The organism is Enemella dayhoffiae, assembly GCF_002250625.1.
Taxonomy (GTDB): Bacteria; Actinomycetota; Actinomycetes; order Propionibacteriales; family Propionibacteriaceae; genus Enemella; species Enemella dayhoffiae.
Genome location: NZ_NMVQ01000012.1, coordinates 378,348 through 404,694, shown reverse-complemented (window position 1 = coordinate 404,694; position 26,347 = coordinate 378,348). Strand labels below are relative to the sequence as shown.

The 26,347-nt window shown below is 70.0% G+C and carries 24 protein-coding genes and 2 pseudogenes; 18 read left to right on the top strand and 8 right to left on the bottom strand.

Going from position 1 to position 26,347, the window contains the following annotated elements; translation table 11 throughout:
- The first annotated feature begins 273 nt into the window (after positions 1-273).
- Entirely contained in the window at positions 274-1,446 is a 1,173-nt protein-coding gene (locus CGZ93_RS09920) for a low temperature requirement protein A (protein WP_094363936.1), read from the top strand.
- Positions 1,447-1,598: 152 nt separating this feature from the next.
- On the opposite strand, the pseudogene CGZ93_RS09915 reads toward CGZ93_RS09920, so the two are convergent.
- Positions 1,599-1,709: pseudogene (locus CGZ93_RS09915) on the bottom strand (transposase); the annotation flags it as partial.
- A 3-nt stretch (positions 1,710-1,712) separates the two neighbouring features.
- Between CGZ93_RS09915 and CGZ93_RS09910 the strand changes: the two are divergent.
- Positions 1,713-1,886: pseudogene (locus CGZ93_RS09910) on the top strand (transposase); the annotation flags it as partial.
- A gap of 37 nt (positions 1,887-1,923) precedes the next feature.
- A complete protein-coding gene (locus tag CGZ93_RS18910) occupies positions 1,924-2,268 on the top strand; it encodes a hypothetical protein (protein ID WP_094363935.1) in 345 nt (114 codons plus the stop codon).
- Positions 2,269-2,339: 71 nt separating this feature from the next.
- Here CGZ93_RS18910 and CGZ93_RS09900 read toward each other — a convergent pair whose 3' ends face one another.
- From CGZ93_RS09900 to CGZ93_RS18905, 5 genes are all read right to left on the bottom strand, one after another.
- The gene (locus CGZ93_RS09900; RefSeq protein WP_094363934.1) at positions 2,340-3,080 is read right to left on the bottom strand and encodes a VOC family protein; all 741 of its coding nucleotides are present in this window, start codon (positions 3,078-3,080) and stop codon (positions 2,340-2,342) included.
- Positions 3,081-3,130: 50 nt separating this feature from the next.
- Entirely contained in the window at positions 3,131-3,322 is a 192-nt protein-coding gene (locus tag CGZ93_RS09895; RefSeq protein WP_094363933.1) for a hypothetical protein, read from the bottom strand.
- Between the two features lie 221 nt (positions 3,323-3,543).
- The gene (locus tag CGZ93_RS09890; protein ID WP_094363932.1) at positions 3,544-3,981 is read right to left on the bottom strand and encodes a nitroreductase family deazaflavin-dependent oxidoreductase; all 438 of its coding nucleotides are present in this window, start codon (positions 3,979-3,981) and stop codon (positions 3,544-3,546) included.
- A gap of 4 nt (positions 3,982-3,985) precedes the next feature.
- Complete coding sequence (locus CGZ93_RS09885; protein ID WP_094363931.1) at positions 3,986-6,529, bottom strand: metallophosphoesterase; 2,544 nt, start codon at positions 6,527-6,529, stop codon at positions 3,986-3,988.
- A gap of 11 nt (positions 6,530-6,540) precedes the next feature.
- Positions 6,541-8,370, bottom strand: coding sequence for a lamin tail domain-containing protein (locus tag CGZ93_RS18905; RefSeq protein ID WP_176451715.1), 1,830 nt, complete (start codon positions 8,368-8,370; stop codon positions 6,541-6,543).
- Positions 8,371-8,513: 143 nt separating this feature from the next.
- On the opposite strand from CGZ93_RS18905, the gene ftsY reads away from it, so the two are divergent.
- The 3 genes from ftsY (at position 8,514) to ffh (ending at position 12,710) form a co-directional block, all read left to right on the top strand.
- The gene (gene ftsY, locus CGZ93_RS09875; RefSeq protein WP_407643937.1) at positions 8,514-9,677 is read left to right on the top strand and encodes a signal recognition particle-docking protein FtsY; all 1,164 of its coding nucleotides are present in this window, start codon (positions 8,514-8,516) and stop codon (positions 9,675-9,677) included.
- A gap of 112 nt (positions 9,678-9,789) precedes the next feature.
- The gene (locus CGZ93_RS09870) at positions 9,790-10,968 is read left to right on the top strand and encodes an alpha/beta hydrolase (protein ID WP_094363928.1); all 1,179 of its coding nucleotides are present in this window, start codon (positions 9,790-9,792) and stop codon (positions 10,966-10,968) included.
- Between the two features lie 113 nt (positions 10,969-11,081).
- Positions 11,082-12,710, top strand: a complete 1,629-nt coding sequence (gene ffh / locus CGZ93_RS09865) for a signal recognition particle protein (protein WP_094363927.1) — start codon at positions 11,082-11,084, stop codon at positions 12,708-12,710.
- A 26-nt stretch (positions 12,711-12,736) separates the two neighbouring features.
- Here ffh and CGZ93_RS09860 read toward each other — a convergent pair whose 3' ends face one another.
- Both CGZ93_RS09860 and CGZ93_RS09855 read right to left on the bottom strand, forming a co-directional pair.
- Positions 12,737-13,672, bottom strand: coding sequence for a VanW family protein (locus CGZ93_RS09860; RefSeq protein ID WP_094363926.1), 936 nt, complete (start codon positions 13,670-13,672; stop codon positions 12,737-12,739).
- Positions 13,673-13,712: 40 nt separating this feature from the next.
- Entirely contained in the window at positions 13,713-14,006 is a 294-nt protein-coding gene (locus CGZ93_RS09855) for a hypothetical protein (protein ID WP_176451714.1), read from the bottom strand.
- A 228-nt stretch (positions 14,007-14,234) separates the two neighbouring features.
- Here CGZ93_RS09855 and rpsP point away from each other — a divergent pair, with 228 nt between their 5' ends.
- From rpsP to CGZ93_RS09795, 12 genes are all read left to right on the top strand, one after another.
- On the top strand, positions 14,235-14,711 hold the full coding sequence (rpsP, locus tag CGZ93_RS09850) for a 30S ribosomal protein S16 (protein ID WP_094363924.1): 477 nt from the start codon (positions 14,235-14,237) through the stop codon (positions 14,709-14,711).
- 1 nt (position 14,712) lies between these two features.
- A complete protein-coding gene (locus CGZ93_RS09845) occupies positions 14,713-14,970 on the top strand; it encodes an RNA-binding protein (RefSeq protein ID WP_094363923.1) in 258 nt (85 codons plus the stop codon).
- A gap of 257 nt (positions 14,971-15,227) precedes the next feature.
- Positions 15,228-16,844, top strand: a complete 1,617-nt coding sequence (locus CGZ93_RS09840; RefSeq protein WP_176451713.1) for an ABC transporter substrate-binding protein — start codon at positions 15,228-15,230, stop codon at positions 16,842-16,844.
- Between the two features lie 69 nt (positions 16,845-16,913).
- A complete protein-coding gene (locus CGZ93_RS09835; RefSeq protein ID WP_094363921.1) occupies positions 16,914-17,870 on the top strand; it encodes an ABC transporter permease in 957 nt (318 codons plus the stop codon).
- A 12-nt stretch (positions 17,871-17,882) separates the two neighbouring features.
- Positions 17,883-18,758 carry an ABC transporter permease gene (locus CGZ93_RS09830; RefSeq protein ID WP_094363920.1) on the top strand — a complete coding sequence of 292 codons (876 nt, stop codon included), beginning with the start codon at positions 17,883-17,885 and terminating at the stop codon, positions 18,756-18,758.
- On the top strand, positions 18,758-19,825 hold the full coding sequence (locus tag CGZ93_RS09825) for an ABC transporter ATP-binding protein (protein WP_094363919.1): 1,068 nt from the start codon (positions 18,758-18,760) through the stop codon (positions 19,823-19,825). Before CGZ93_RS09830 ends, CGZ93_RS09825 begins: the two co-directional genes overlap by 1 nt.
- A complete protein-coding gene (locus CGZ93_RS09820; RefSeq protein ID WP_094363918.1) occupies positions 19,822-20,853 on the top strand; it encodes an ABC transporter ATP-binding protein in 1,032 nt (343 codons plus the stop codon). Before CGZ93_RS09825 ends, CGZ93_RS09820 begins: the two co-directional genes overlap by 4 nt.
- A 56-nt stretch (positions 20,854-20,909) precedes the next feature.
- A complete protein-coding gene (rimM, locus tag CGZ93_RS09815; protein ID WP_094363917.1) occupies positions 20,910-21,443 on the top strand; it encodes a ribosome maturation factor RimM in 534 nt (177 codons plus the stop codon).
- Complete coding sequence (gene trmD, locus CGZ93_RS09810) at positions 21,436-22,146, top strand: tRNA (guanosine(37)-N1)-methyltransferase TrmD (protein ID WP_212753208.1); 711 nt, start codon at positions 21,436-21,438, stop codon at positions 22,144-22,146. Before rimM ends, trmD begins: the two co-directional genes overlap by 8 nt.
- Positions 22,147-22,226: 80 nt before the next feature.
- Positions 22,227-23,807 carry an ABC transporter substrate-binding protein gene (locus tag CGZ93_RS09805; RefSeq protein ID WP_094363916.1) on the top strand — a complete coding sequence of 527 codons (1,581 nt, stop codon included), beginning with the start codon at positions 22,227-22,229 and terminating at the stop codon, positions 23,805-23,807.
- A 145-nt stretch (positions 23,808-23,952) separates the two neighbouring features.
- Complete coding sequence (locus tag CGZ93_RS09800; protein ID WP_176451712.1) at positions 23,953-25,461, top strand: polysaccharide deacetylase family protein; 1,509 nt, start codon at positions 23,953-23,955, stop codon at positions 25,459-25,461.
- 112 nt (positions 25,462-25,573) lie between these two features.
- Entirely contained in the window at positions 25,574-26,293 is a 720-nt protein-coding gene (locus CGZ93_RS09795; protein WP_094363914.1) for a succinate dehydrogenase cytochrome b subunit, read from the top strand.
- The last annotated feature ends 54 nt before the right edge of the window (positions 26,294-26,347 follow it).

Genomic DNA, 26,347 nt, shown 5'->3' with positions numbered 1-26,347 from the left:
GCTGCGCCGCGACTCGCTCTGCACGATCCCCAAGGCGAGCAGCCCGCAGCACGTGCGCGACAACGCCACAGCACTGGACGTGGAGCTGACCCGCGAAGACCTGGATGCTCTGGACCGTGCGTTTCCGCCCCCGAGCGGACCGCGACCACTAGAAATGCTGTGACCCTGCCCGAGGGCGCAGCCCGGCCAGTCCGGGCAGCGCTCCGGACAGCGCGGCAGCACCGTCGGTTCGGGGGTGGGAGTTGCCGGGCTTGAAAGGGGATGATTTCGCGGATGTCAGAGAGCTCTGAGCCGGGCAGCGGGGCCGACGCGCGGGACAGCGGCAGCGGGTCGGTGGGCAACCTGGAGCTGTTCTTCGACCTGGTGTTCGTGTACGCCATGGCGCAGCTGACCGAGCTGGTGCGGGACGACGTTTCGTGGCGGGGATTCGGTCATGGTGTGCTCGGCCTGCTGGCGGTGTGGTGGGCCTGGGTCTGCTACACCTGGCTCACCAACACCTTCACCACGAATCGGGTGGTATTTCGCTGCCTGGTCATCGCCGCCATGGCTGCGATGCTGCTGGCCGCAAGCGCACTCCCGACCGCGTTCAGCACCGGAGCCCTCGTCTTCGGGCTTGCCCTGCTCGCCATCCGTGTCATCCACCTGGTCTTGTTCGTCGTAGCCGCCTCCCACGACGACGAACACCTCCGTGCAGGCCTACTGCGGCTGGTCCCGAGCCTGCTCATCGCACCAGTCCTGATCGCCGTCGCCGCCGCTTTCCCATCCCCCTACCGAGAGCTGCTCTGGGTCGGTGCAGCCATCATCGACTTCGGCGGACCCCTGGTCGCCGGGGTCGAGGTTTTCCGGGTGGTGCCCTCCTACTTCGTCGAGCGCCACGGCAACATCATCATCATCGCGCTCGGTGAAGCCGTCGTCGGGCTGGGCACCGGGGCCAGCGAGCACCTGGAGCAACCGGTCGTGCTCGCCGCCGCCGTCCTCGGAGTCCTGATCGCCGCCTCGTTGTGGTGGGCCTACTTCGGTCTGACCGCCGGCGCCGAGCAACGCCTCGAAGACGCCGACGGGCCCGAACGCGCCCGACTGGCCCGCGACGCCTACAGCTACCTCCACCTTCCCCTGGTCGCCGGGGTCACCTTCTTCGGCTTCGGCGCCAGCGCGGCGCTCGAGCACGTGTTCGACCCGTTACCGCTGCTGCCGGCCATCGCCCTCAGTGGCGGGGTGGGCCTGTTCTACGCCGCCGATGTCGCCTACCGATGGCGCGATCACCATCAGCTCGTGCCGGACCGCCTTCTCGTGGCGGCCGCATCCCTGCTCATCATCTTGCCAGCACTGACCATGCCCGCATGGTCGGTATTGACGGCTCTCACCGCGGTCGGCGCCCTGCGCCTGACGTGGGAACTCGTGCGACAGCCGCGGATCGGCCCCGCAGCCGCCGGCCAAGTCCGCTAGGCCAGAACGCCTAGACCTCGTCCGGCTCAATACGGAACGCTTTGCCGTACCTCTGAAACCCAGGGGCAAAGTGGCTCTTCGCAATCCAGGGTGTCAAGGGCCGGGGACGCCGTCGCTCACGGATGCGGTGACGGCGGTCATCAGCTCCTTTCCTGCCCGCCGTGGCCGTGCAGGTCCTGCTGGACCCGGCGGCGGCAGCGGTCCAAAGCGTCGCCGGCTAACCGGATGACATGGAAAGGCTCCATGACGGTGACCGCGTCGGGCTCGCTGATCTGCTGGCCCGCAGACTGACCGGGGTCCGGCTGGTGACCTCCGATGCCCACGTCGGGCTGCGGGAGGCGATGGCGGCGAACCTGCCCGGCGCGAGCTGGCAGCGGTGCCGCACCCACTGCGCCGCGAACCTGATGAGCATCACCCCAAGACCATGTGGCCCCGCGGTGGGGTTCGGGCAGGCACATGCCCGGCCGATCGAGCCCTATGGCCCCCGAAGGCGTGTTCCGTCACGGACTCGCCTACCTGTACGCCAAGGCCACCCAGGCCGCCGCCCAGATCGCCGGGATCGGTCAGGCGGTCGACTCGTTGGCCGACCGGTTCAACGACGCGGCGTTCCTCTATGAGCTGACCGAGCGCACCAACGTCGCCCTGGCGACGGACATGGCGGTGGCGGCCAACACGGCCACGGTGACCGACATCGATCCATCCCGTTGCGCCGGTGCTGAACTCCGACCTGCCGGGCAACGGGAGGGATCGGGACCGGATTCCGTGGCTGCTGGGCAAGGAGATCAAACCGCTGGCCCTGAGCCTGTCGGTGCGTACGCATGACCCGTTGACCATGGAGATCGCCGACGCGCTCCATGGCGTGACGATGCGCGGCGATGGCGTGTCGACGGTGATCAGCCAGCGGCTGAAGGACTGACCCGCTCGCTGGCGGCCAGCAGGCAGAACTCGTTGCCCGACGGGTCCTGCCACACCTGCCAGGGCAGTTCGCCCCAGTCGTGCTCCATCGGCCGTCCGCCCGATCCGATCAGTCGCTCGGCCCAGCGGGCCGGGTCGTCGCCGGTGTCGAACCGCAGGTCGAGGTGGATCCGGTTCTTGGTGGTCTTCGCGGTGGGTTCGGGACACAGCTCCAGCAGGGGTCCCCGGCCCGAGGGGTGGCGCAACGTGTGCGCCACCGAGCCGGGCGTACGCCGCCAGCCGGTGAGCAGCGCCCAGAACTCGAGGTCCCGCTCGGGATCGGCCGAGTCCAGCGGCAGCGCGGCGATCGCACCGGCGTCGGCGTACTCGGGACGATCCTCCATCACGCAGCAGGGGTTGCCCTCGGGATCGGCGAGCACGACCCAAGGCACCGACCCCTGACCGATGTCGAGGTGGCGCGCACCGAGCCCGAGCAAGCGGTCGATGACCTGCCGCTGGTGGGCACCGCCGCTCAGGTCCAGGTGCAGCCGCGGGTCGGGTTGGACCGGGTCGGGGACGCGGGGGAAGCACAGGTCCAGCCAGTCGCCACCGGGCAGGACCAGCTGCGCCTCGAAGAGATCGGACTCCTCGGTGATCGGTCGTGCGCCCAGGGCAGCGGCCCAGAACCCGCCCAACCGGATCGGGTCCTGGGCGTCGACGACGATGTTCTCCAGACGCATGGTTTCTCCGGGCGGGCGGGGTGACAGGTCAGCCGGCGGGACCTGGCGGATCAGCTGAACAGCTTGGTGAGCCCGCTCGGCGGCTCGGCGTCGCCGTTCAGCGCCTGCGCGGCGCGGGCGAACCCGTGGGCGAGGCGGGGGTGCTGGCTGCGGCCGTGCCCGGCCATGCCCATGGCCACGGCCCCGACCACGAACAGCGCGATGGCAACGGCAAGGAGGGTGAAGAGGACGATGCTGCTCACGGCACACCTTTCTCACGGTCGTTGGGGAAGTTGCCGGACGACCACCTCGGCGTGACCAGTGTGACACCTGTGACTGGTGTGATTCCAATTCGGCACGGTCACAATCTGGCAACCGCTGCGGCGTACCGCTGCCCACTCCGCTCACGCTTATCGCCTGCCTTCACGCGTCCTCAACTGGGGGAGCGTGAAGGTGGGGTGATAAGCGTGAGCGAGGGGTGGGGTCAGTCCTGGACGGGTTCGAGGACCAGGACCGGGATCTGCCGGTCGGTCTTGGTCTGATAGTCGGCATAGGGCGGGTACGCCGCAACGCACCGCTCCCACCACTGTTCGCGCTCGGCACCCGACAGCTCGCGCGCCTTCGCGGTCCAGGTGCGGGTGCCGTCCATCAACTCGAGCACCGGGTTCTTGCGCAGGTTGGCGTACCATTTCGGGTTCTCCGGCGCACCGCCCTTGGAGGCGACCGCGGCGTACACGCCGTCGTGTTCGACCCGCATCAGCGGCACCTTGCGGACGTTGCCGGAGACGCCACGCATCGTCAGCAGCACCACCGGCCTGTCCATCAACTGCGCGGCCCGGGTGTCCCCGGCCGCCTCGATCGCCTCCACCTGGTCCCGCACCCACTGGGTCGGGCTCGGCACATATTTGCCCTCGATAGCCATACGGTCAGCCTACGCGGGCGCCGGTGGCGGCCAGACCGCCGACCGATTCCGGCGCGGGGCGACCCTCTGGACGGCCCGGGGCCGGTACGCCCGGAGCCGGCACCGGCGTGCCCGGAGCGGGCACCCCCGGAGCCGGTACGCCCGGGGTCGGTGAGCCCGGAGCCGGTGTGGGCGTACCCGGTGCACAGCCCGCCGCGCGCACCAGCCCGCGTACCTCCGACCAGCTCACCCCGCCGTGCGCGTCACGGGCCACCACATACCAGCCGGCGTCGCTGTTCGCCGCCTCCGGCCAGGTCGCGGTGAGCTGGGTGCCGCTGGCCACGTCGTCGAAGGTGGCGATCGAGCGGGTCGTCAGCACGTCGACCGCCACCGCGTCGGTGGACAGCGACTTGGTCATCGGCCGCAACCCCAGATCGGCATAGGAGATCCGGAAGTCCTGGTGCTGCGGCTCCAGGTTGGGATCGGTGGAGTTGTACTGGCGCAGGGTCGGGGAATAGGTGCGCGCGATGATCTCCCCGGTGGCGTTCGAGAAGTGCATCAGCCGCAGGAACCCCTGGCCGCCCTCGGGCAGGCCCTGATAGTCGAACAGCACCGAGTGCACCGTGCGATCGGGGGTGCCGTCGCCGTTGTCGTCCAACGCGTCGGTGCGGTGATAGGCGTCGTGGTAGTGCCCGGAGAACACCGTGATCACGTTCGGGTTCGGCTTCACCACCTCATCGAACACCCGCTGCGGGATCGGGCCCAGCCCACCGGTGGTCAGCATGTATTCGTGCAGGTTGACCATCACCTTGCGCTCGGGATGGGCCCGGATCACCTCGTTCAGCCAGGCGAGCTGCTCATCCCCGGGCCCCCAGCCCAGGTAGAGCATCAGGAAGTCCATCCCGCCGGCGCTGATCAGGTCGAAGTGGCCGCGGTTGTTCTGGTGCGACCCGCCATACCACGGGTTGCCGGCATAGCGCGCCTCGCCGAAGTGCTGCCCATACTGGGTGTAGTCCACTGCTTGGTGCGACACGTCGTGGTTGCCGGCCAGCACGCCATAGGGCAGCTTCGCGTCGTCCAGCAGCTTGTACGCCGGGTCGGCGTTCTCGTACTGGTGCGGGATCGTGTTGTTGTCCACGATGTCGCCGGTGTGGAACACGTACTGCAGGTTCAGCTCCTCGCGGCGGTCCAGGAAGTAGTCGTGGATGCCGAGCTGGTGGCGATAGAACGCGTCGTTGGCGTTGTAGTACTGAGTGTCGGACTCCCAGCCGAAGGTGAAGTCGTACGCCTGACGCGGCGTGTCACCGGGATGGGCCGGGGTGACCGGGGTGCTCGCGGTGGACAGGTTCGCCCCGGCGTAGCCGATCGAGTGCTGCACCAGCACCTTGATCTTCCCCTCCACCACGTGATCGGCGGCCGGCACCAGCGCCTGCAGCTGGAACGGTCCCGGTGCGGTGGTCACGTGCTGATCCACCCGCTCCCAGGAGTTGGTCCGGGTGTTCAGCACCGACATCACCACCCGCGCGTTGGCGTTGGCATCCCCGTCCCAGCGCACCCGGGCCAGGAAGTCAGCCCCGGCATCGGCCGGCACGCTGACGTCGAACAGCTGATAGGGCAGCTGGTCGGCCGACTCGGTGGTCACCGACCTGCCGTCGCGGGCGGTCAAGGGGGTCGCATCAGCCACCGGCGCGGCGGTCCGCGCGAGCGCGGCGGCGTCCCGGGTCACCCCGGTCGAGGCCGCCAGCTGGGGCGTACCCGGTTGCAGGCGGTAGCCGCGGTTGAACGCGACAGCGGTCCGGTCCCCGCTCGGGTCGGTCACCGTCGCCCGCAGCTCCAGCGGACTGCACGGCACCTCGCTGTTGTCGGCCGGCGAGTCCAGGCGTACGCCGGGCTGCTCGACCGGGGTGGTGAACCGCACGGTCCGGGTGGAGGCGTTGCCCAACCGGTCGGTCGCGGTCAGCACCAGCACGTGCTCCCCGGGTGCCAGCTGGGTCGAGGAGGTCTCGTGCGGCAGGGTGATCGCCCGTCCGTCCAGGGTGGCGCTCAGCGAAGCCACCCCCGAGCCGGCGTCGGTGGCGGTCGCGCTGATCGTCAACGGTCCCTGGTGGGTCCGTCCCTCGATGATCGGGGTGTCGATGGTCGGGGCGGTGTTGTCCACGCACACGGTCCGGGTGAGCGTGTCGGTGCCGTTGGTGGCGCTGATCGGATAGCGCCCGTCCGGCACCGTGGTGGTGTCCCAGGCGTACCCGAGCGCGGTGAACGCGTTGTCGGGCAGGGTGAAGCGGACGTCGAAGAAGTCGAGCTTGCCCGCCGAGTCACCCATCTGCAGCACCCGGGTCGGGTCGGTGTAGTTGCTCGGGGTCAGCGTGCGCCCATCGGGCAGCACCAACCGCAGGGCCTGGATGGTGAAGTCGTCGTTGTTCTCCGCCGGGTCGATCGCCGGCTTCGCCTTGGTCCCGGCGTACACCGACACGACCAGCTCGTTGCCCTGGCGGACATACTTCAGCGGGACCGCGGTGGAGATGGTGCGGGTGCCCTCGGGAATGCCGTCCTCGAAGATCTTCAGCACGTCCTGACCGATCAGATGCCGTTCTTGAAGAACGTGTTCACCCCGCCGGCCTCCATCGCGAAGACCGGTTCGCCGGCCAGTGTGGGGGAGGTCTGGGCGGTCACGTCGGTGTTGTTCACCGTCAGCGTCAGCGGCGAGGGGTACGCCCGGCCGTCGGCGAAGACGGTGGTGGTGCCGCGCAGGCACTGCCCGTCGGTCACCGAGAGCCGAATCGGGGCGGTGTCGACCCCGGTGACGGTGGCCCGGGCGGTCGGCGAGGTGGTGGTGTTGGTGCCGTCGCTGGCGGTCCAGTAGTGGTCGATCCACCGCTTGCCGGTCAGGTCGGCGGCGGAGATCGTGTGCGCATAGGAATCGCCGGGTCCGACGGTCAACCGGGTCGGGGTGAAGGTGGCGTCGACGTCACTGCGGGTCCACACGGTGACGGTGCGTACGCCGAGGTCGTCGGTCACCGTGGCGCTGAGTCCGAAGTCCTGGCCCGGGGTGATCTGGGAACCGGTGCCGTCGGTGATCACCGGCGCGGTGGTGTCGGTGGGCAGCGCGACGCACAGCGGGGTCTGGGCAGCGCTGGTGCTGCCCGGGGTGGGCGCCGCCTTGCCGAGCAGCCGCTGCCGCGGGGGGTCCGCGGGATCGGTGGCGTACTGGATGCCCTGGTTGGGGTCGACGTCGTCGGCGCCAGCCAGGTTGTAGTAGGCGCGGTTGACCGAGGTGCCGGTATTGGTAACGATCTCCAGCCCGCGCGGAGACCCGTTGGCCATGCCGGCGGACTGCACCTCGACCAGCTGGGTGCCGGCGGTCAGATTGGTGCCGAAGCGGGCGTTGAACGCCGCCGCGTCGAGGGCCTGGTTGCCGCCGTTCTTGATCCACAGCACCAGCGAGGCGCCTGGCTGGATCACCGGGTCGGCCGGCTGGGCCGGCCAGGCCGCGACCTGGCTGTGGGTCAGGTCATCCAGCGGATAGAGGTAGTTGAGGTGGAAGTCGGCGTACGCGATCGCCCGGTCGGAGGTGTTGGTGACCTCGATGAACTCATAGCCGTCGGCGCCGCCCACATTGTCGCTGTCCACCAGCAGCTCGGTGATCTGCAGCGGGGAGGTGGCGCCCGGGGTGCACACCCGCGGGTTCGGGGTGGGCGTCGGCGTGGTCGGCGTCGGGGTCGGGGTCGGCGTGGTCGGCGTCCGGGTCGGGGTGGGCGTGGTCGGTGCCGGCAGGGCGCCGGGGGTCGCCGTGGCCTGGCGGCCGGTCAGCGTCATCGAGGTGGTGGTGGCGGTGCGGTGGTCGAAGGTGGCGGTGAGGTTCACCCCGACCGAGCCGGCCGGATAGAACGAGCGGCTGAGCTCGGTCCCGTCGGCGGTCGAGATCCGGAGGCCGCGGTCGCCCCCGTTGGCCAGACCCGGCTGACCGGTCACCCGAACGATCCGGTACGCCGTGGCCGGCTGCCCGTTGGCCGCCCAGAAGTCGCGGAACTGCTGTTCGGTGCGGGTGCTGGTGTCCACGGTGCCGGCGGTGTAGTCGACCCAGAGCACCGCCGTCTCCCCGGCCGCCAGGGTGGTCCCGGCCGGCACGCGCAGCGCGACGTCTGGGGTCCGATCGGCGGAATCGGCATAGATGTAGGAGATCCGCTGGGCCGAGAGGTCGACGCTGGTCACGGTCGGGTTGTGCAGCTCGACGAACTCGAAGTTGTCGGCGCCGGTGTTGTCGGGGGCGATCTCGGTGACCACCACCGCCGGGGCCGGTTCCAGCGCTGCCGCCCGCGGCAGACCGGACGCCCAAAGCTGGGCGGTCAGGGCGAGGGTCGCGACGGCGGCGACGACACCGGTCAGGGTGCGGGTTGGGGCGGTGGGCACGGAGTTCCTCCTGGGCTGGGCTGTCGCCCAAACCTTCCGCAGACCGGTTGCCGGCGATGTCGACAAAGATGTCCGACAGGTGAACGCCGGGCGACCGATGGAGGTGGCTGGTCACCCGGTGGACGCCGCCTAGGATGGCGGCCGTGGACCCAGTGATTCTCGGCATCATCATCGGCGCGGTCGTCCTGTTGCTCACCGGCATCGGGATCGGGGTGGCGGTCAGTCGCCGCCGCGCCCTGGAGCGGCAGCGCCGCGGTGAGCTGAGCGGCCCGGGCGGGGGCGCTGCGGGCGGTGGTCGGGACGGCGACGGGGGAGCGGTCGCCACGGCCGATCCCGACCTCGACCCGGGCGCCGGCTCCGGGCAGGTCGACCTGCTGGAACGCCCCGAGGCCCCGCGGACCCGGCTGCGGCGGCTGCGGGAGCGGCTGGCCGGACACAACAACGCGCTGTCCCGCGGGCTGCTGAACCTGATCTCCGGCGGCACCATCGACGAGGAGACCTGGGACGACTTCGAGGCCATGCTGATCGCCTCCGACCTGGGCGTCGGGCCGACCACCGAGCTGGTGGACAGGTTGCGCACCCGGTTCAAGGTGGAGGGGATCACCGACGGCGAACAGGCCCGGCGGATCCTGCGCGAGGAGTTGCTGGCCCTGGTCGACCCGACCCTGGACCGCGGTCTGGCGGATCGGCGGACCGGGGAGGACCCGGCGGTGATCATGGTGGTCGGCGTCAACGGCACCGGAAAGACCACCACCGTTGGAAAACTCGCCCGGGTGATGGTCGCCGAGGACCGTGACGTGCTGCTCGGGGCGGCCGACACCTTCCGGGCCGCGGCGGCCGATCAGCTGGAGACCTGGGGGTCGCGGGTGGGCGTACCGACGGTGCGGGGGGCCGAGGGTGCGGACCCGGCCTCTGTGGCGTACGAGTCGGTGAAGGCAGGCGTCGAGCTCGAGGTCGACTGCGTGCTGGTCGACACCGCCGGCCGGTTGCACACCAAGACCGGGCTGATGGACGAGCTCGGCAAGGTGAAGCGGGTGATCGAGAAGAAGGCGCCGGTGACCGAGGTGTTGCTGGTGATCGACGCCACCACCGGGCAGAACGGGTTGATCCAGGCGCGGATCTTCCGCGAGGTGGTGAATGTGACCGGGATCGTGCTGACCAAGCTCGACGGGTCGGCCAAGGGCGGCATCATCGTCCAGGTGCAGCGCGAGCTCGGCGTACCGGTCAAGTTGGTCGGTCTCGGTGAGGGTCCCGACGACCTGGCCCCGTTCGACGCCGAGGAGTTCGTGGACGCGATCCTCGCCTGACTCCACCCCCGGGTGGAGGGGCGGCTCGACCCGTCTGCCATCGAGGTCGCGCCTGGACGCAATGCGGCCGGTTCTGGTTGGTCGGAGCTGATCGGGGACCCATAATGCAGGCGTGGGTCTGAGGAGTTGGGAACTGGCGGCGCTGCTGGTCGCGTTGACGGTGGCGATCCCGTTGCTGGTTCTGATCCGGGTACGCCGGGACTCTGGCGCCACCCGCTGGTGGCAGCGGATCCGGATCGAGGGGCGCGGCCGACCGAAACGGCCCTGGTGGCTGGCCACCCGCTGGCTGGCGATCGTGCTCGCCCAGGTGCTCGCGGTGATGGCGGTGCTGGTGATCGCCAACCGCGACATGCGGTTCTACATGACCTGGGGCGACCTGCTCGGCGACGGGGAGGCCAGCAACGACCTGCAACCCCGCCCGGTGGGCCCGCCGATGCCGGCCGACTCGATGCGTCCCGCACCGCCGACCAACACCACCGAACGCACCCCGACTGGCGGCACCCTGGTCCGGCTGGCGGTCGACGGCAAGGCGTCCGGGGTGAAGGGGGAGGTGCTGATCTGGCTGCCGAAGCAGTATTTCGCGCCCGGCAACGAGACCGCCGAATTCCCGGTGCTCTACATGATGCCGGGCCTGCCCGGTACGCCCGAGGGCGTCTATCACCAGTTTGAGTTCGACAAGGTCGCCAGCGAGTCGATCGCCACGGGGGACACCAGACCGTTCATCGGCGTGTTCCCGCAGATCATGACCCACCCGCCGCGCGACACCGAGTGCCTGGACATCCCCAACGGGCCGAAGTCGGAAACCTGGCTGGTGCGCGACGTGCGCGACGCGGTGAACCGGGCCGTGCGCGCGAGCGGCGACCCCCAGCGGTGGAACGCCGCCGGCTATTCGACCGGCGGGATGTGCGCCACCAACCTGCTGCTGCGCCACCGCGACCAGTTCGGGGCCGCCGCCTCGATCGGCGGCTATTTCCACCCGTGGGTGCACCCGCACGAGCCCGACCTGTTCGGCGGCTCGGAGGAGTATCGTCAGGCGGTCACCCCGCTGTGGCAGTTCCAGCACGCCACGCCCCGGCCGACCAAGCTGCTGATCATCACCAGCGCCCGGGACAAGATGTCGTGGGAGGGCAGCACCTATGGCGACGGCGACTCCAAGGCGATGATCGAGGCGGCCCAGCGGTGGCCCGGGACGGCCAAGATCGTGCTGGACCGCGGCGGGCACGGGTTCAAGACCTACACGCCGACCTTCCCGCAGGCGCTCGCCTGGCTCGGGAAGCACAACGGCCTGTGACCGCTCGGCAGGGGAGCCCGATCGAGTAAAGTTGGTCAGCAGCGTACGCCGCAGCGGTCCCGCTGGGGCGTACCGTGACTGCCCCGACCGACCCGAACCCACGAGGGACCACCTTGTTCGACACACTGTCCGACCGCCTCGCCGCAACGTTCAAGAGCCTGCGCGGCAAGACGCGGCTGAGCGACGCCGACATCGACGCCACTGCACGCGAGATCCGGATTGCGTTGCTGGAGGCCGATGTCAACCTGGCGGTGGTCAAGGAGTTCATCGCAGCGGTCAAGGAGCGGGCCAAGGGTGCGGAGGTGTCCGAGGCGCTCAACCCGACCCAGCAGATCGTCAAGATCGTCAACGAGGAACTGGTCAACATCCTCGGCGGCGACACCCGCACCGTGCGGTTCGCCAAGAAGCCGCCGACGGTGATCATGCTCGCCGGTCTGCAGGGTGCCGGTAAGACCACCCTGGCCGGCAAGCTGGCGTACTGGTTGAAGTCCGAGGGCCACTCGCCGCTGCTGGTCGCCGCCGACCTGCAGCGCCCCAACGCGGTCACCCAGCTGCAGGTGGTCGCCCAGCGCGCCGGCGTGCACTGCTTCGCCCCGCACCCGGGCGCCACCTCCCAGGCCGAGGCGGAGAACCCCGGCGCCTGGGGTGACCCGGTCGCCGTCGCGAAGGCGGCACTGGTCGAGGCCGACCGCAAGCTCTATGACGTGGTGATCGTCGACACCGCCGGCCGGCTCGGTGTCGATCAGGTGCTGATGCAGCAGGCCGCCGACATCAAGTCGGCCGTGGACCCCGACGAGGTGCTGTTCGTCGTCGACGCGATGATCGGTCAGGACGCGGTGAACACCGCCCAGGCGTTCGCCGATGGCGTCGGCTATGACGGCGTCGTGCTGACCAAGCTGGACGGCGACGCCCGCGGTGGTGCGGCGCTGTCGATCGCCCGGGTGATCGGCAAGCCGATCATGTTCGCCTCCTCCGGTGAGGGGATGAAGGACTTCGACGTCTTCCACCCCGAGCGGATGGCGTCGCGGATCCTCGGCATGGGCGACATGCTCACCCTGATCGAGCAGGCCGAGAAGACCTTCGATGAGGAGAAGTCGCGCAAGGCCGCGGAGAAGATCTCCTCCAAGGGCGGCCAGCAGTTTGGCCTGGGCGACTTCCTGGAGCAGATGAAGGCCGTCCGCAAGATGGGCCCGCTGTCGAAGATCTTCGGCATGCTGCCCGGGATGGGCGAGATGAAGGACCAGATCGCCAACATCGACGAGAAGGAGGTCGACCGGCTGGAGGCGATCATCCTGTCGATGACCCCCGCCGAGCGCGACGACCCCAGGATCCTGAACGGCTCCCGCCGCGCCCGGATCGCCAGGGGTTCCGGCACCGAGGTCTCGGAGGTGAACCAGCTCGTCGAGCGGTTCTTCGAGGCCCGCAAGATGATGTCGGCGCTGGCCAACGGCCAGATGCCCGCCGGCATGCCCGGAATGCCGGGCATGCCCGGGATGGCCGGCGGCGGACGCAAGAAGCAGCAACCGGTGAAGAAGAACAAGAACCGCAAGGGCGTCTCCGGCAACCCCGCCAAGCGCAACGCCCCGCAGCCGGTCGAGCCGGAGCAGCCGGCGGTGGACCCGGCCGCCGCGTTCGGCGGGCACGGGTTCGACCCGAACCAGTTCAAGGGGATGGGCGGCGGCAACGGCGGCGACTTCGAGCTGCCGCCGGAGCTGCAGAAGATGTTCAAGAAGAACTCCTGAGCCCGCGGTCTCGACGGTCGCGCGGCTCAGACCCCGCGACCGATGGGGGCGTACGTGTCGCAGTCGATCACCTGGCCGCGGGGGGTGTAGCGGACCTCGGCGCAGTTGCGCTTCATCAGCTCCACCCCGGTGTCGCGGCCGGTCCGGCGGTCGATCACCCGGCGCCAGATCTCGTTGCGGCGGAAGAACTGACCGTCGGCGCGGATGAACTGCTCGTTGCGGGCGTACACCTTGTAGGAGTGCGCCGGCTCCCGGTCGCTGCGCAGCTCGCCCTCCAGGTGGCGCTTGCCGACCCGGGCGTGCAGTTGAAAGGACGCGCCGGTGTCGTTGCGCACCGCCAGGTCGACGTAGTTGTAGACGATCGAGCAGCCCACCCCCCACGGCAGCACCCGGGCCTTGTCCGGGAACGGGTCGAAGGAGTGCTCCGAGCGTTCGGTGATGGTCAGCGGACTGTGCAGGAAAATCCAGCGCAGCAGGTTCGCCAGCTGGCAAATGCCGCCGCCGACGCCGGCCACCGCGTGCCCGTTGGACAGCCGCATCCCCTCCACGAACCCGCGGCGCCGGGTGCAGTTGCCGACCACCCTGTTGAACGAGAACGTCTCACCGGGGTGGATCAGCAGGCCGTCGACGCAGTCCGCGGCCAGCCGCAGGTTGACCACCTTGTTGCGCTGCAGCCACATCTCGTCGGGGGAGAGCTCGCGCATCAGCAGCGAGTTGTGCTGCTTCACCCGGTACGCCAGCGGCTCGGTCTGGCCGGTGGTGGCGAACCGGTCGTCCGACAGCGCCCAGCGCAGGTGGCGGCGGAGCTGGTGCGCCCGGATCGCCAGCGGATAGAGGGCCGGGAACCGTTCGCTCAGGCGACGACGGGCGAACACCCGCGACGGCCGGACGAAACCGGGCGGGGGCGGGACGAGTTGCAGGGCGGGGGTTGTCTCGGGGGCTGGCTGCTCAACGGTGGTCATGCTCGCTATGAGTCGTGAACCCCGGGAATTGTTGGGTGGTTCAGCCGTTCGAGTTCGGCGGGCCACCCCACTGCCGCGGAGCCGGCTGCTGCATCCCCGGCGGACCGTACTGCTGCGGGCCGGGCTGACCGGGATGGTGCGGGCCGGGGTGGTGCTGGCCGGGGTGGTGCTGGCCGGGGTGGTGCGGGCCGGGGTGGTGCGGGCCGGGCGGCAGTTGACCCGGCTGCGTCGGCTGCTTCTTCTTCTGCTGGTTCAGCACGATGAACACGATCACGACGGCTGCCACGATGGCGATCAGCACGCCGATGATCAGAATTCCTCCGGACCCACCCACGGGTTCTCCTTCGCTCGGGCGACGTCGCCAACTGTGGCAACCCGATGATCGTAACGTCGCCGCGGATCAGGATTTCTCGGGCGGCGTGCGCCTGTGGCACACTGGACGCTGCTTCCGTGCCCAGGCGCGGATCCGACCCGGAGCTCGGGTACGCCTGCAAGCCAGGTCCGCCCGCGCTCACCGCCCGCCCCGAGCAGCTCGGGGCAGTCCCACAGGAGAACCACCCACGTGGCTGTCAAGATTCGTCTGAAGCGCCTCGGCGCCATCCGCACCCCGCACTATCGCATCGTCGTCATGGACTCGCGCGCCAAGCGCGACGGCCGGGCGATCGAGGAGATCGGCAAGTATCACCCGAAGAACGACCCCTCGGTGATCGAGGTCAACTCCGAGCGCGCCCAGTACTGGCTCGGCGTCGGCGCCCAGCCCACCGAGGCCGTCGTCGCCCTCCTCAAGCGCACCGGTGACTGGCAGAAGTTCAGCGGCGACAAGTCCCCCTCGGGCGTCGACCCGCAGCCGGAGAAGCCGAACAAGACCGCCCTCTATGAGAAGGCACTCGGCAACAACGACGACGCCGCCAAGGTGTCCGCGTTCAGCGCCAAGAAGTCCGAGGCCAAGGCCGACGAGTCGAAGGCCGACGACGCGAAGGCCGAGGAGTCCGACGAGGCCAAGGCCGACGAGTCGGGCGACGCCACCACCGAGGCCTGAGATGCTGGCCGACGCGTTGGAGCACCTGGTCCGCGGCATCGTCAGCAACCCCGACGATGTCCAGGTCAGCGACAAGGACCTGCGCCGCGGGCGGATGCTCGAGGTCCGGGTGCACCCCAGTGACATCGGCAAGGTGATCGGCCGTCAGGGCCGCACCGCCGGCGCCCTGCGTACCGTCATCACCGCCCTCGCCGGCCGCGAACAGGTGCGGGTCGACTTCGTCGACGTGGACCGCCGCGGAGGTCGCGGCCGCCGCTGAGCGTACGCATCACCTGATCGACCCCCGATCGCCCCGTTGCATTGTGCAACGGGGCGATCACGTTTTTCCGGTGCGGGTGCCTTCCGGCCTTCCGGGGCCGACCCATGCGCTACGGTGCAGACCCAGTCACCGGGTCGACCAGGCGGCAACGGAGCCGCACCGGGCCATGGCTGGTACCGAGGGCACGAGCCCTCACCCCGATCAAAGGTTGGGCCTTATTGACATCTGGCGTCGTGCCGGGCACTGAAGGAGGACTCGTGGGCGTTTCGAAGAAGTGGATTGCAGCCTCTGCCCTGACGGCGCTGATGCTCCTGCCGGGTTGTGCCCCGGCGGGACAGTCGGGCTCTGGGACCGGTAACGGCGGATCCGGCCAGAATCAGGGGGCGAAGAACTTCAGCTTCTACCTCTACCAGAAGGCGACCGGGATCAACCCCTACGATGCCGGTGGTGGCGCCGACCTGACCGTGGTGCACCTGCACTTCCAACCGTTGCTCACCTGGGCCAACAACGCCTACGAGGGCCGTCTGGCCCAGTCGTGGACCTTCGCCCCCGACGGCAAGTCGTTCACGTTCAACCTGAAGCCCGACGGCAGGTGGAGTGACGGTACGCCGATCACCGCCGCCGACGTGAAGTGGGGCCTGGAGGGCCACCTGGACAAGAAGACCGCTTCCTACATCGCTGGCTATCTGCAGGCGATCAAGGGTGCCAAGGACTTCCGCGACGGCAAGGCGCAGGACGTCTCCGGGATCACCGCTCCCGACGACAAGACCCTGAAGATCGAGCTGGACACCGCCAACGTCGGCTTCCCGGCGCTGCTCACCGAGGCCGCCGTCGCCCCCAAGCACGTCTACGGCTCCATTCCGCGCGACCAGTGGAAGGGTAACCCCGCCTTCCGTGAGCCGAAGGTGGGCAGCGGCCCGTTCCTGTTCAGCAGGTGGGTGTCCGACGACCAGATCGAGTTCGCCGCCAACCCGGCGTACACCCCGAAACCGCAGGTGGCGAAGGTGTACGCCAAGTATCTGACCGGCGACGTGGCGGCCGCGCAGCTCGGCACCGGCGAGATCGACGCCGCCGAGATCCCGGCCACCGACGTGAAGTCGATGCAGAGCGACAAAAACATCACCGTGCTGCAGAAGCCCGGCAACAAGGTGATGGCGCTGCACACTCCGATCACCCCGACCGCCAAGCTGAAGGACGTCAAGGTCCGCCAGGCGATCATGTACGCCATCGACCGCCAGGGCATCGTCAACTCGGTGCTGGCCGGGCAGGGCAAGACCGCCGACGCCTACCTGTTCTCACCCGACTGGGTGATCCCGGGCGACAAGAACCCCTACAACCGCGACGTGGCGAAGGCCAAGCAGCTGCTCACCGAGGCCAACTGGGACCCCAACACCGAGGTTGCCCTCGATATCGTGCCGGGCCAGGCCGACCGGGACGCGGTGATGAAGATCGTGGTGGGCAACCTGACCGAGGCCGGGATCAAGGCCAAGATCACCCCTCATTCAGCCGCCGAGATCGGTAAGGGGGTCAACGAGGGCAAGTTCGACCTGCTGATCAGTCCGCTGACGATGGCGGTGCCCGAGCCGTCGCTGCTCGCCACCCGCGTCACCTGCGCCCAGGCGTCCCCGAACGGGCCGAACATCGCCCGCTTCTGCAACCCCGAGCTGGACCGGGCGATGGCCGAGGGGCAGGCCACCTCCGACCAGGCCCAGCGGCAGGCGGCGTACCAGAAGGCGTACAAGATCCTCAACACCGAGGTGATGAACTTCCCGCTCTACAGCGCCTCCCTGAACTGGGGTACGGGCAAGTCGGTCAAGGGGTTCGACCCGTCGGCCAACCCGATCACCGCCTCCGCGGCCCAGTGGGCCAAGTGATCGCCTGACCGCCTTCGGGTCGGCCGGCTCCGCGGAGCCGGCCGACCAGCCTGCCTCGAAGGGAGACGGATGCTCCGATTCGTCGTGAAGCGGCTCGCGGTCAGTGTGGTGACCCTGCTGCTGATCAGCGTGCTCGTGTTTCTGATGATCCGCACCGCCCCGGGTGACCCGGTCGAGATGTACTTCGACCCGATGCAGTTCACCGGCCCCGACCGAGCCGAACAGGTCGCCGCCGCGCGCTCGCGGCTCGGGCTCGACAAGCCGTTGCCGGTGCAGTACGCCGTGTGGCTCGGCGACGCGCTGACCGGCAACCTGGGCCGCTCCCTGGCCGACGGACGCGCCGTCGCCACCGTGCTCGGTGAACGGCTGCAGAACTCGCTGGCGCTGATCATCCCGGCGCTGCTGATCTCGCTGCTGATCGGCCTGCTGTCGGGGGTGTGGTCGGCGCTGCGCCGCAACCGCCCGACCGACTATGTGGTCTCCTTCCTGGCCCTGGTCGCGATCTGCGTCCCGCCGTTCTTCGTGGGCCTGATCGGGATCTATGTGTTCGGGCTGCAGCTGCAGTGGCTGCCCACCGCGGGGATGAACGCCCCCGACCCGACGGTGCTCGAGGGGCTGCGGCACCTGCTGCTGCCCGCGCTGATCCTGGGCACCCAGGGGGCGGCGATCTATCAGCGCTACACCCGCTCCTCGATGCTGGACGTGCTCGGCCAGGACTTCATCACCACCGCCCGCTCCAAGGGGCTGAGCAACGCCCGGATCACCTGGCGGCACGCGGTGCACAACGCGCTGATCCCGATCATCACCGTGGTCGCCCTGCAGCTCCCGACCATGTTCGGCGGGGCGGTGATCGTGGAGCAGATCTTCGCCTGGCCCGGGTTGGGCCGACTGGCGGTCGACTCCATCCAGGGCCGCGACTATCCGATGCTGATGGGCTTCGTGATGTTCATCGCGATCCTGGTCGTGCTGGCCAACCTGCTGGCCGATGTGTCGTATGCCGTCGTCGATCCGCGGATCCGGGTCTAGGGGAGGAGTGAGATGAGCGAGACCACCCGAACCGAGAGCGAGCTCACCCCGAGCCAGCTCGCCTGGCGCCGCTTCCGCAGCCACAAGCTGGCGATGATCGGCAGCGCGGTGCTGCTGCTGTTCCTGCTGGTGTCCTTCCTGGGGCCGCTGCTCTACAGCGTCGACCCGTACGCCGTGGACACGGCCTATTATCGGCTGCCGCCCGGGCCCGGGCACCCGCTCGGCACCGACTCGGCCGGACGTGACGTGCTCGCCCGGCTACTGCACGGCGGCCGATTGTCGCTCACCATCGGGCTCACCGCCGCCCTTCTCGCCACCGTGCTCGGCGTGCTGCTCGGCATCGTCGCCGGCTATTTCCGCGGCTGGATCGACTCGGTGCTGACCCGGATCGCCGAGGTGTTCCAGAGCTTCCCGATCCTGATCGTGATCATCGTCGTGGTCGCCATCTTCGGCTCCGGGGTGCTGATGATCATCGTGATGCTGGGCTGCCTGACCTGGACCCAGGCCTATCGGGTCACCCGCGGGGTCACCATGCAGTTGCGCGAGCAGGACTCGGTGCAGGCCGTCGAGGGGCTGGGCGGCACCCCGGTCCACATCCTGCTGCGGCACATGCTGCCGGCGGTGCTGCCGCACGCCTCGGTCACCTTCACCCTGCTCACCGCCACCGTGATCGGCACCGAGGCCGCACTGTCCTTCCTCGGCCTCGGCGTACCCCCGCCCACCCCCAGCTGGGGGTCGATGATCTCCGAGGCGCAGAGCCTGCGGATCCTCAAGTCGATGCCGTGGATGTGGGTGCCGCCGGGGGCGGCGATCGCGCTGACGGTGCTCGCGGTCAACTTCGTCGGCGACGGGCTGCGTGACGCCGTCGACCCGAGGCAGGTGCGCTGATGAGCGAGCACACGCCAGGCAGCGACGCGCTGCTCCGCCTGGAGGACATCACCACCGAGTTCAGCACCCTCAACGGAGTGGTGCGCGGGGTCAACGGCGCCTCCTACCAGGTGAGCCGCGGCGAGACGCTGGGCGTGGTGGGGGAGTCCGGCTCGGGCAAGTCGGTCACCGTGATGTCGGCCCTCGGGCTGCTCCCGGCCACCGGAAAAGTGACCCGCGGGCACGCCTGGTTCGACGGTGAGGACCTGCTCACCATGTCGGCCGCCCGGCTGCGGGAGGTGCGCGGCGGGGAGATCGGGCTGATCTTCCAGGACCCGATGACCGCGCTCAACCCGGTGATGACGATCGGCGCCCAGATCGAGGAGACGCTGCGCCGGCACTCCCCGGACCTGCGCACCAGGGCCGCCCGTCGGGAGCGGATCGTCGAGTTGCTCACCGAGGTCGGCATCCCCGCCCCGAAACAGCGGATCGACCAATATCCGCACCAGTTCTCCGGCGGCATGCGGCAGCGCGCGATGATCGCGATCGCCATCGCAAACCGGCCGAAGCTGATCATCGCCGACGAACCGACCACGGCCCTGGACGTGACGGTACAGGCGCAGATCCTGGAGCTGCTGCAGCGTCTGCAGGACGAGAACGACTCGGCGCTGGTGATGATCACCCACGACCTGGGCGTGATCGCGGAGGTGGCCCGTCAGGTGGTGGTGATGTACGCCGGCAAGGTGGTCGAGGAGGCACCGGTCGACGACCTCTTCCACGCGCCGCGGCACCCGTACACGCTCGGGCTGCTGGAGTCCTTGCCGCGGGTGGACGACCGACGCGACCAGCTGTTCGCGATCGCCGGTCAGCCGCCCGATCCGCGGTTCCTGCCCGAGGGGTGTGCCTTCCAGTTGCGCTGCCGGCAGAGCAACGGGCGTACCGAGTGCCAGACCCAGCCGCCGTTGGCCGACGTCGCCCCCGCGCATCGCGCGGCCTGCCACTTCCACGCCGAACTGGCCGGGCTGGACCCGAGCACCACCGACCGGGAGGGCCCGGGCGGAGCCGGCGTACCGGAGGAGGCGCGATGAGCACCGGCACCACCGCACAGACCACCGCTGCGCAGAATCGCGAGGACCTGCTGCTCAAGGTGGACAACCTGGTCAAGCACTTCTCCGTCGGCGGCGGATTCCTGAAGAAGCCGACGACCGTGTACGCCGTCAACGACGTCTCCTTCGACCTGCGCCGCGGCGAGACGTTGGCGCTGGTGGGGGAGTCCGGCTGCGGCAAGACCACCGTCGGCAAGACGCTGATGGGGTTCCATCCGCCCACCTCGGGCCGGGTCTGGTTCGACGGGCGCGAGATCGGCGGGTTGTCGCGGCGCGAGCTGCGCAGCGTACGCCGCGACCTGCAGTTCGTCTTCCAGGACCCGTATGCCTCGCTGCCGGCGCGCTCGACGGTGCAGGACATCCTGACCGAGCCGCTGCAGATCCACGGGATCGGCGACCGGCGCTCCCGGCAGGCCCGTGCGTACGAGCTGCTCGACCTGGTCGGACTGCGCCCGGCGCTGGCGAGCCGCTATCCGCACGAGTTCTCCGGCGGGCAACGGCAACGGATCGGGATCGCCCGGGCGCTCGCCCTGGAGCCGAAGATGCTGGTGCTCGACGAACCGGTGTCGGCGCTGGACGTGTCAGTGCAGGCGCAGGTGGTCAACCTGCTGGAGCGGCTGCAGAGCGAGCTTGATCTGGGTTATGTGTTCATCGCCCACGACCTGGGCGTGGTGCGCCACATCTCGGACCGGATCGCGGTGATGTACCTGGGCTCGATCGTCGAATACGGCGCCGCCGCCGATATCTTCGATTCTCCCCAGCACCCCTACACCCAGGCGCTGCTGTCGGCGGTGCCGATCCCGGACCCGCGCCGCAAGGGGATGGCCAGCCGTCGCCTGCTCAGCGGCGACCTGCCCTCGCCCACCAACCGGCCGACCGGGTGCGCGTTCCGCGGGCGCTGCTGGCGGGCCCAGGAGGTCTGCGCCACCGACCGGCCCCCGCTCGAACCGGTGCCCTCGGGCGCCCGGGCCGCCTGCCACTTCCCCGGCCCCGAACCCCGCGTCCCCTGAGCGGGCGCGGGCGCTGGCTTCGACAGGCTCAGCCACCGTGGGGGAGGATTGCGCTCATGCCTGAGGACCAGTCCACCGTCGAGGTGCGCGTCGGCCGGATCGGCCGGGCGCACGGGATTCGCGGCGAGCTCACCGTCGAGCCGCTGACCGACGAACCCGACCGCCGCTTCACCCCCGGTGCCGAGCTGCGCGCCGAGGACGGGGGGCGTCGGGTCGCCGTCGCCGGGTCGCGCTGGCACTCGGGTCGGCTGCTGGTCCGACTGGCCGGGGTCGAGGACCGCAACGCCGCCGAGGAACTGCGCGGCACCATCCTGGTCGCCGATGTGCCCGCCGACGAGCCGCCGGCCGAGGCCGACGAATACTGGGACCGCGACCTGGTCGGGCTCGAGGTGCGCCTGGCCGACGGCACCCCGGCCGGGCGGGTGACCCGGGTGCAGCACGGCGCCCAGGACCTGCTGGAGATCCGCACCACCGCCGGCGCCACCCGGCTGGTGCCGTTCGTCACCGCCCTGGTGCCCGAGGTCGACCCGGCCGCGGGCTTCTGCCGCCTCGCCGACGTCGCCGGGCTGCTGGAGGACCTCGATGACTGAGCCCGGGAAGCCGTTGCTGCGGTTGGACCTGGTGTCGATCTTCCCCGACTATTTCGCGCCACTGCAGCTGTCGCTGGTCGGCAAGGCGATCGCCGCCGGCACCGTCGGACTCGGCGTACACGACCTGCGTCGCTGGACCCACGACCGCCACCACACCGTCGACGACACCCCCTACGGCGGTGGCGCGGGGATGGTGATGAAGCCCGAGCCGTGGGGGGCCGCCCTCGATGAGCTGTGCACCCCCGAGACCACCCTGGTCGTGCCCAGCCCGTCGGGGGACCGATTCCGCCAGCCGGATGCGTACGCCCTCGCCGAAGCCGGGCACCTGGTGTTCGCCTGCGGCCGCTACGAGGGGATCGACGCCCGCGTGGTGCAGCACGCCCGCGCGCGGATGACCGTGCGCGAGCTCAGCCTCGGCGACTATGTGCTCAACGGCGGTGAGGTGGCCGCGCTGGTGATGATCGAGGCGATCGTGCGGCTGCTGCCCGGGGTGATCGGCAATCCCGAGTCGCTCACCGAGGAGTCGCACAGCCAGGGCCACGACGGCCTGCTGGAATATCCGGTCTTCACCAAACCGCCGAGTTGGCGCGGTCTGGACGTGCCCGAGGTGCTCTTCTCGGGCCATCACGCGCGGATTGCCGAGTGGCGGCGGGAACAGGCGATCGAGCTGACCCGGCGGCGCCGCCCCGATCTGCTGGGCTGAGACCCGTAGGATGACTGCGGCCGCACCGGGGTGTGCGGCCGCTGAGCGATACCGGTTGAGAAAGAGGGGCGACGCGGACGATGCGCGGCAGGGTGGCGTTGGCGGGTGTGCTCACGATGCTGCTGGTGCTCACCGGTTGCTCCCCGGTACGCCCCAGCGTGGCCGCCAGCGCGCGGGCCATCAAGTCCGGACCGGCCGGCCAGGTCGCCTTCCAGCTGCCCGAGCGGGTGTCCTCGTTCACCCCGTTCGCCGGGGCCGACACCGCCGAGTCGATGCTGGCCGGGGCCCAGTTCCAGACCCTGCTGGTGTCCGCGGACGGGCGGATGGTGCCGCGGCTGGCCGAGAGCTGGGGGACCGTGGACGCCGGTTCCCGGCTGATCATCACCCTCGACCGCGAGGCGTGGAGCGATGGCACCCGGGTGTCCGCGGCCGACGTGGTGTTCACCATCGAGCAGCACCTGCGCCCGGCCAACCGATCCCCGCTGGCATCGGCTCTGCGCCAGATCAAGGGGGCCAGCGAGTACGCCGAGGGGCGCGCCGACCGGGTGTCCGGGCTGGTCGCCGACTCCCACCGCAGCCTGGTGCTCGACCTGGTCGCCCCGAACCCGTTCTACATCGACCACCTGACCCAGCTGATGGTGCTCCCGGCCCACGTCTATCGCGGCCAGGACCTCAGCGACCCGAAGGCGTTCGCCGCCCCCAGGGTGGGCTCCGGCACCTATCTGTTCGACCGCTGGGAGAACGACGGGCGCGTCGTGCTCAAACCCAACCCGCAGGTGCAGCCCTACACCCGGCTGACCCAGGTCATCGGCGTACCGGTGGCCCCCGGACAGGCGCTGGACCGGCTCCGCGACGGCACCCTGCAGTTCGCCGCCGACCTGCCGACCACCGCGGTCGGCGAACAGGTCCCCGGCTATCGCAACCAGCAGGCCCCCGGCAACCAGGTGCTCGGGCTGACCGGGCTGCGCGGGCGGCTCCCGGACCCGCGGATCCGGCAGGCGCTGCTCCACGCCCTCGACCGCGAGGGGCTGATCCAGACCCACGCGGCGGGCAACGCCCGGGTCAGCGACTCGCTGCTGTTCGCCCCCGACTGGGCGACGCTGCCCGAGCAGCGCTACCGCAAGGACCCCGAGCGGGCCCGCGCGCTGCTGCAGCAGGCCGGCTGGAAACCCGGCACCCCGCTGCGCATCGTCGCGCTCACCGCGGACACCAACCCGGCCGTCTGGAACGCCGTCGCCGAACAGTGGCGCGCGGTCGGGGTGGACGCCACCGTGCAGCTCCGGCTCCCCGACGAACGGGCCCGGGTGCTCGCCGACCCCCAGGTGGACGCGGTGATCCAGACCCACCTGATGCCCTCACCCGAGCCGTCGGTGATCACGGCGTGGGTGTCCTGCGCCACCGCGGGGGATCCGAACGGTCCGAACCCCGGCGGCTACTGCAACCCGACGCTGGACCGGCTGCTCGCCAGAGGCACCGCCGAGTCCCAGCCCGCCGCGCGGCAGCAGGCGTTCCGGGAGGTGGCCGAGCTGCTGGCCACCGAGCTGCCGGTGATCCCGCTGTGGGTGCCGGACACCGGGCTGCTGATGGCGGAGCAGTTCACCTCCTCTCCGGCCCTGCTGGTGCCGAGCACCGCCCTGCAGGACGAGTGGGGCCACCGCTGAACCCGTCGGCGGGCGCCGCACACCGCTGAGGCGGATGTGACAGTTGTGAATTTTCGGTGATGCCCCTCGTGTCACCCCGAAGCGCCGGCCGTGTCGACCTAGCATGACCGCATCGCGCGTGGTGGGCGCGACGGAATTCGCGAGAGTGAGGCGTGCTGTGGGTTGGCGGGGGATAGCGGTCGGACTGAGCACCCTGGTGCTCGCCCTGGGCGGGTGCGCCGTCTCCCAGGGGGTACGCCCCGGAGGTTCCGCCCCGCAACCCGGCACCGTCTCCGCCACCGACCTGCCGGCCCGCTACAGCAAGGCCGACGGGGCCCTGGTGCGCGGCATGTCCACCGACACCTACCTCGACCCCGGCCGCGGGATCCGCGCCGAGGTGCCCACCTTCGCCTCGGCCCGCCACCTGACCACCGCCACCGGCGTACTGCGCGACCGGGCGCTGCGCGACGCCGCCTGGGCCGGAGCCCGCGAGGCGAAGGTCAACTGGCAACTGGTGGCCGCCGGCAACGGCGTCCTCGGCGTACTCGTCACCGCCCAGCAGTCGGGTGGCCCGGCACCGATCGCCAGCTCCTCGACCGTCTGGTTTGACGCGGGCAGCGGCCGGGTGTCCTCCTCCCCGGTGCTGATCGCGGCCGATCAGTGGGGCTCGTTCAAGAACGCGGTGGCCGAGGTCGCCGGCGGACTCGACCCGATCCGGCTGTCGCGGGCCCTCGACGACGCGCCCGCACCCCAGGGTCGCGGTCCCGCGCTCGGGTTCGCCGCCAACGGCGACCTGGTCGCCACCTTCGCCGCCGGCAGCGTCGCCGACGGGCAGGTCGTGCTGCAGGTGCCCGGCCAGGCCGTCCGTCCGCTGCTCTCGGAGTTCGGCCGACGCGCCCTCACCGCCTCGACCAACCCGGGCGTCTTCGACGGGACCCTCCCGCCGCCGGAGCCCGGCGCCCAACCGGCCCCGCAACCGAGCGCGCTGAACCAGATCCCACGGCCCGCCACCACCGTCGGCGTGGACTGCGCGCGGACCACCTGCGTGGCCCTCACCTTCGACGACGGACCCGGACCCAGCACCCACCTGGTGGTCGAGGGGCTGCTCGCCGCGAAGGCGCCGGCCACCTTCTTCCAGCTCGGCGGGATGCTGCAGGCCGCCCCCGAGGCCGGCCGCCAGGTGGCCTCGGCGGGTAACGAGATCGCCGGGCACACCTGGAGCCACCCGACGATGACCCAGCTCTCGGCCGATCGGCTCGCCAACGCCGAGATTCGGCGTACCGCAGAAGAGATGGTGAAGGTCTACGGCCGGGCTCCGCTGATGATGCGCCCGCCCAGCGGCGTGCACAACAAGGCCACCGACAAGGTGATCGGCGCCGCCGGGGAGTCACTGGTGATGTGGAACGTGGACACCCGCGACTGGCAGCACCGCGACACCGCCAAGACCGTCGCCGAGGCGGTGAAGGGGGCCGACAAACCGGGCTCGATCGTGCTGATGCACGACATCCACCCGAGCACCGGCGCCGCCGTACCGGAGCTGGTCACCCAGCTGCGGGCCCGCGGAGTCACCCTGGTCACGGTGGGGGAGCTGACCCTCAACACCCCCGGCTTCCTGCCCGGCCAGGCCTACTGCTCGGTCCCGCAGACCGGTCAGCCGACCTCCGGTTGCAGCTGAGCCCACCCGGTTAGCGAACCGGTTACCGCTGGTCGACGTGACATATGTCTCGTTGCTCGCGCGTCCTTGGACGGGGGTGTCGGAAGAGGAATATGGTGACTCTGTGGCGACAATGACTCCAACCCTGACCGTGCAGCAGCGGGCCGCCCGCTCAACGGTGATGCGGAAGTTCTGGATGGCGGTCAGCGGTCTGGTCATGATCGGATACCTGCTGCTGCACATGTACGGCAACCTGAAGATCTTCGCCGGCAAGGTGCCGGGAACCGACACCTACGCGTTCGACGAGTACGCCCATCACCTGCGGGTGATCGGCGAGCCGATCCTGCCCTACGAGGGCATGCTGTGGATCGTCCGCGTGGTGCTGCTGGCGGCGATCCTGGTGCACATGTGGTCGGCGTTCACCCTGTGGTCGCGGGACCGGAAGGCGACCGGCGGCGCCAAGCGGTACGCCAACTCGCGCTCCATCCAGCGTTCGTACGCCTCCTACACGATGCGCTGGGGCGGCGTGGTGCTGCTGCTGTTCGTGATCTATCACATCCTCAACTTCACCGTCGTGGTGATCGACACCGCCCCGGCGGCCACCACCCCGTTCGTGCGCGTGGTGCAGAGCTTCCACAACCCGCTGGTGCTGCTCAGCTACGCGATCGCGATGATCGCGGTCGGGCTGCACGTGCGGCACGGATTCTGGAGCGCCTTCGCCACCCTGGGCGCCAACACCTCGCCCAAGGCCCGCGCCACCTGGAACACGGTGGCCATCCTGATCGCCCTGCTGCTCGTGGTTGGCTTCCTGTCCGGCCCGGTGGCCATCGCACTCGATTGGATCAAGCTGTGACCGATTCCGACAAGGTTCTCGAGGAGCCGCAGACCCAGGAGCAGTCCATGGTCG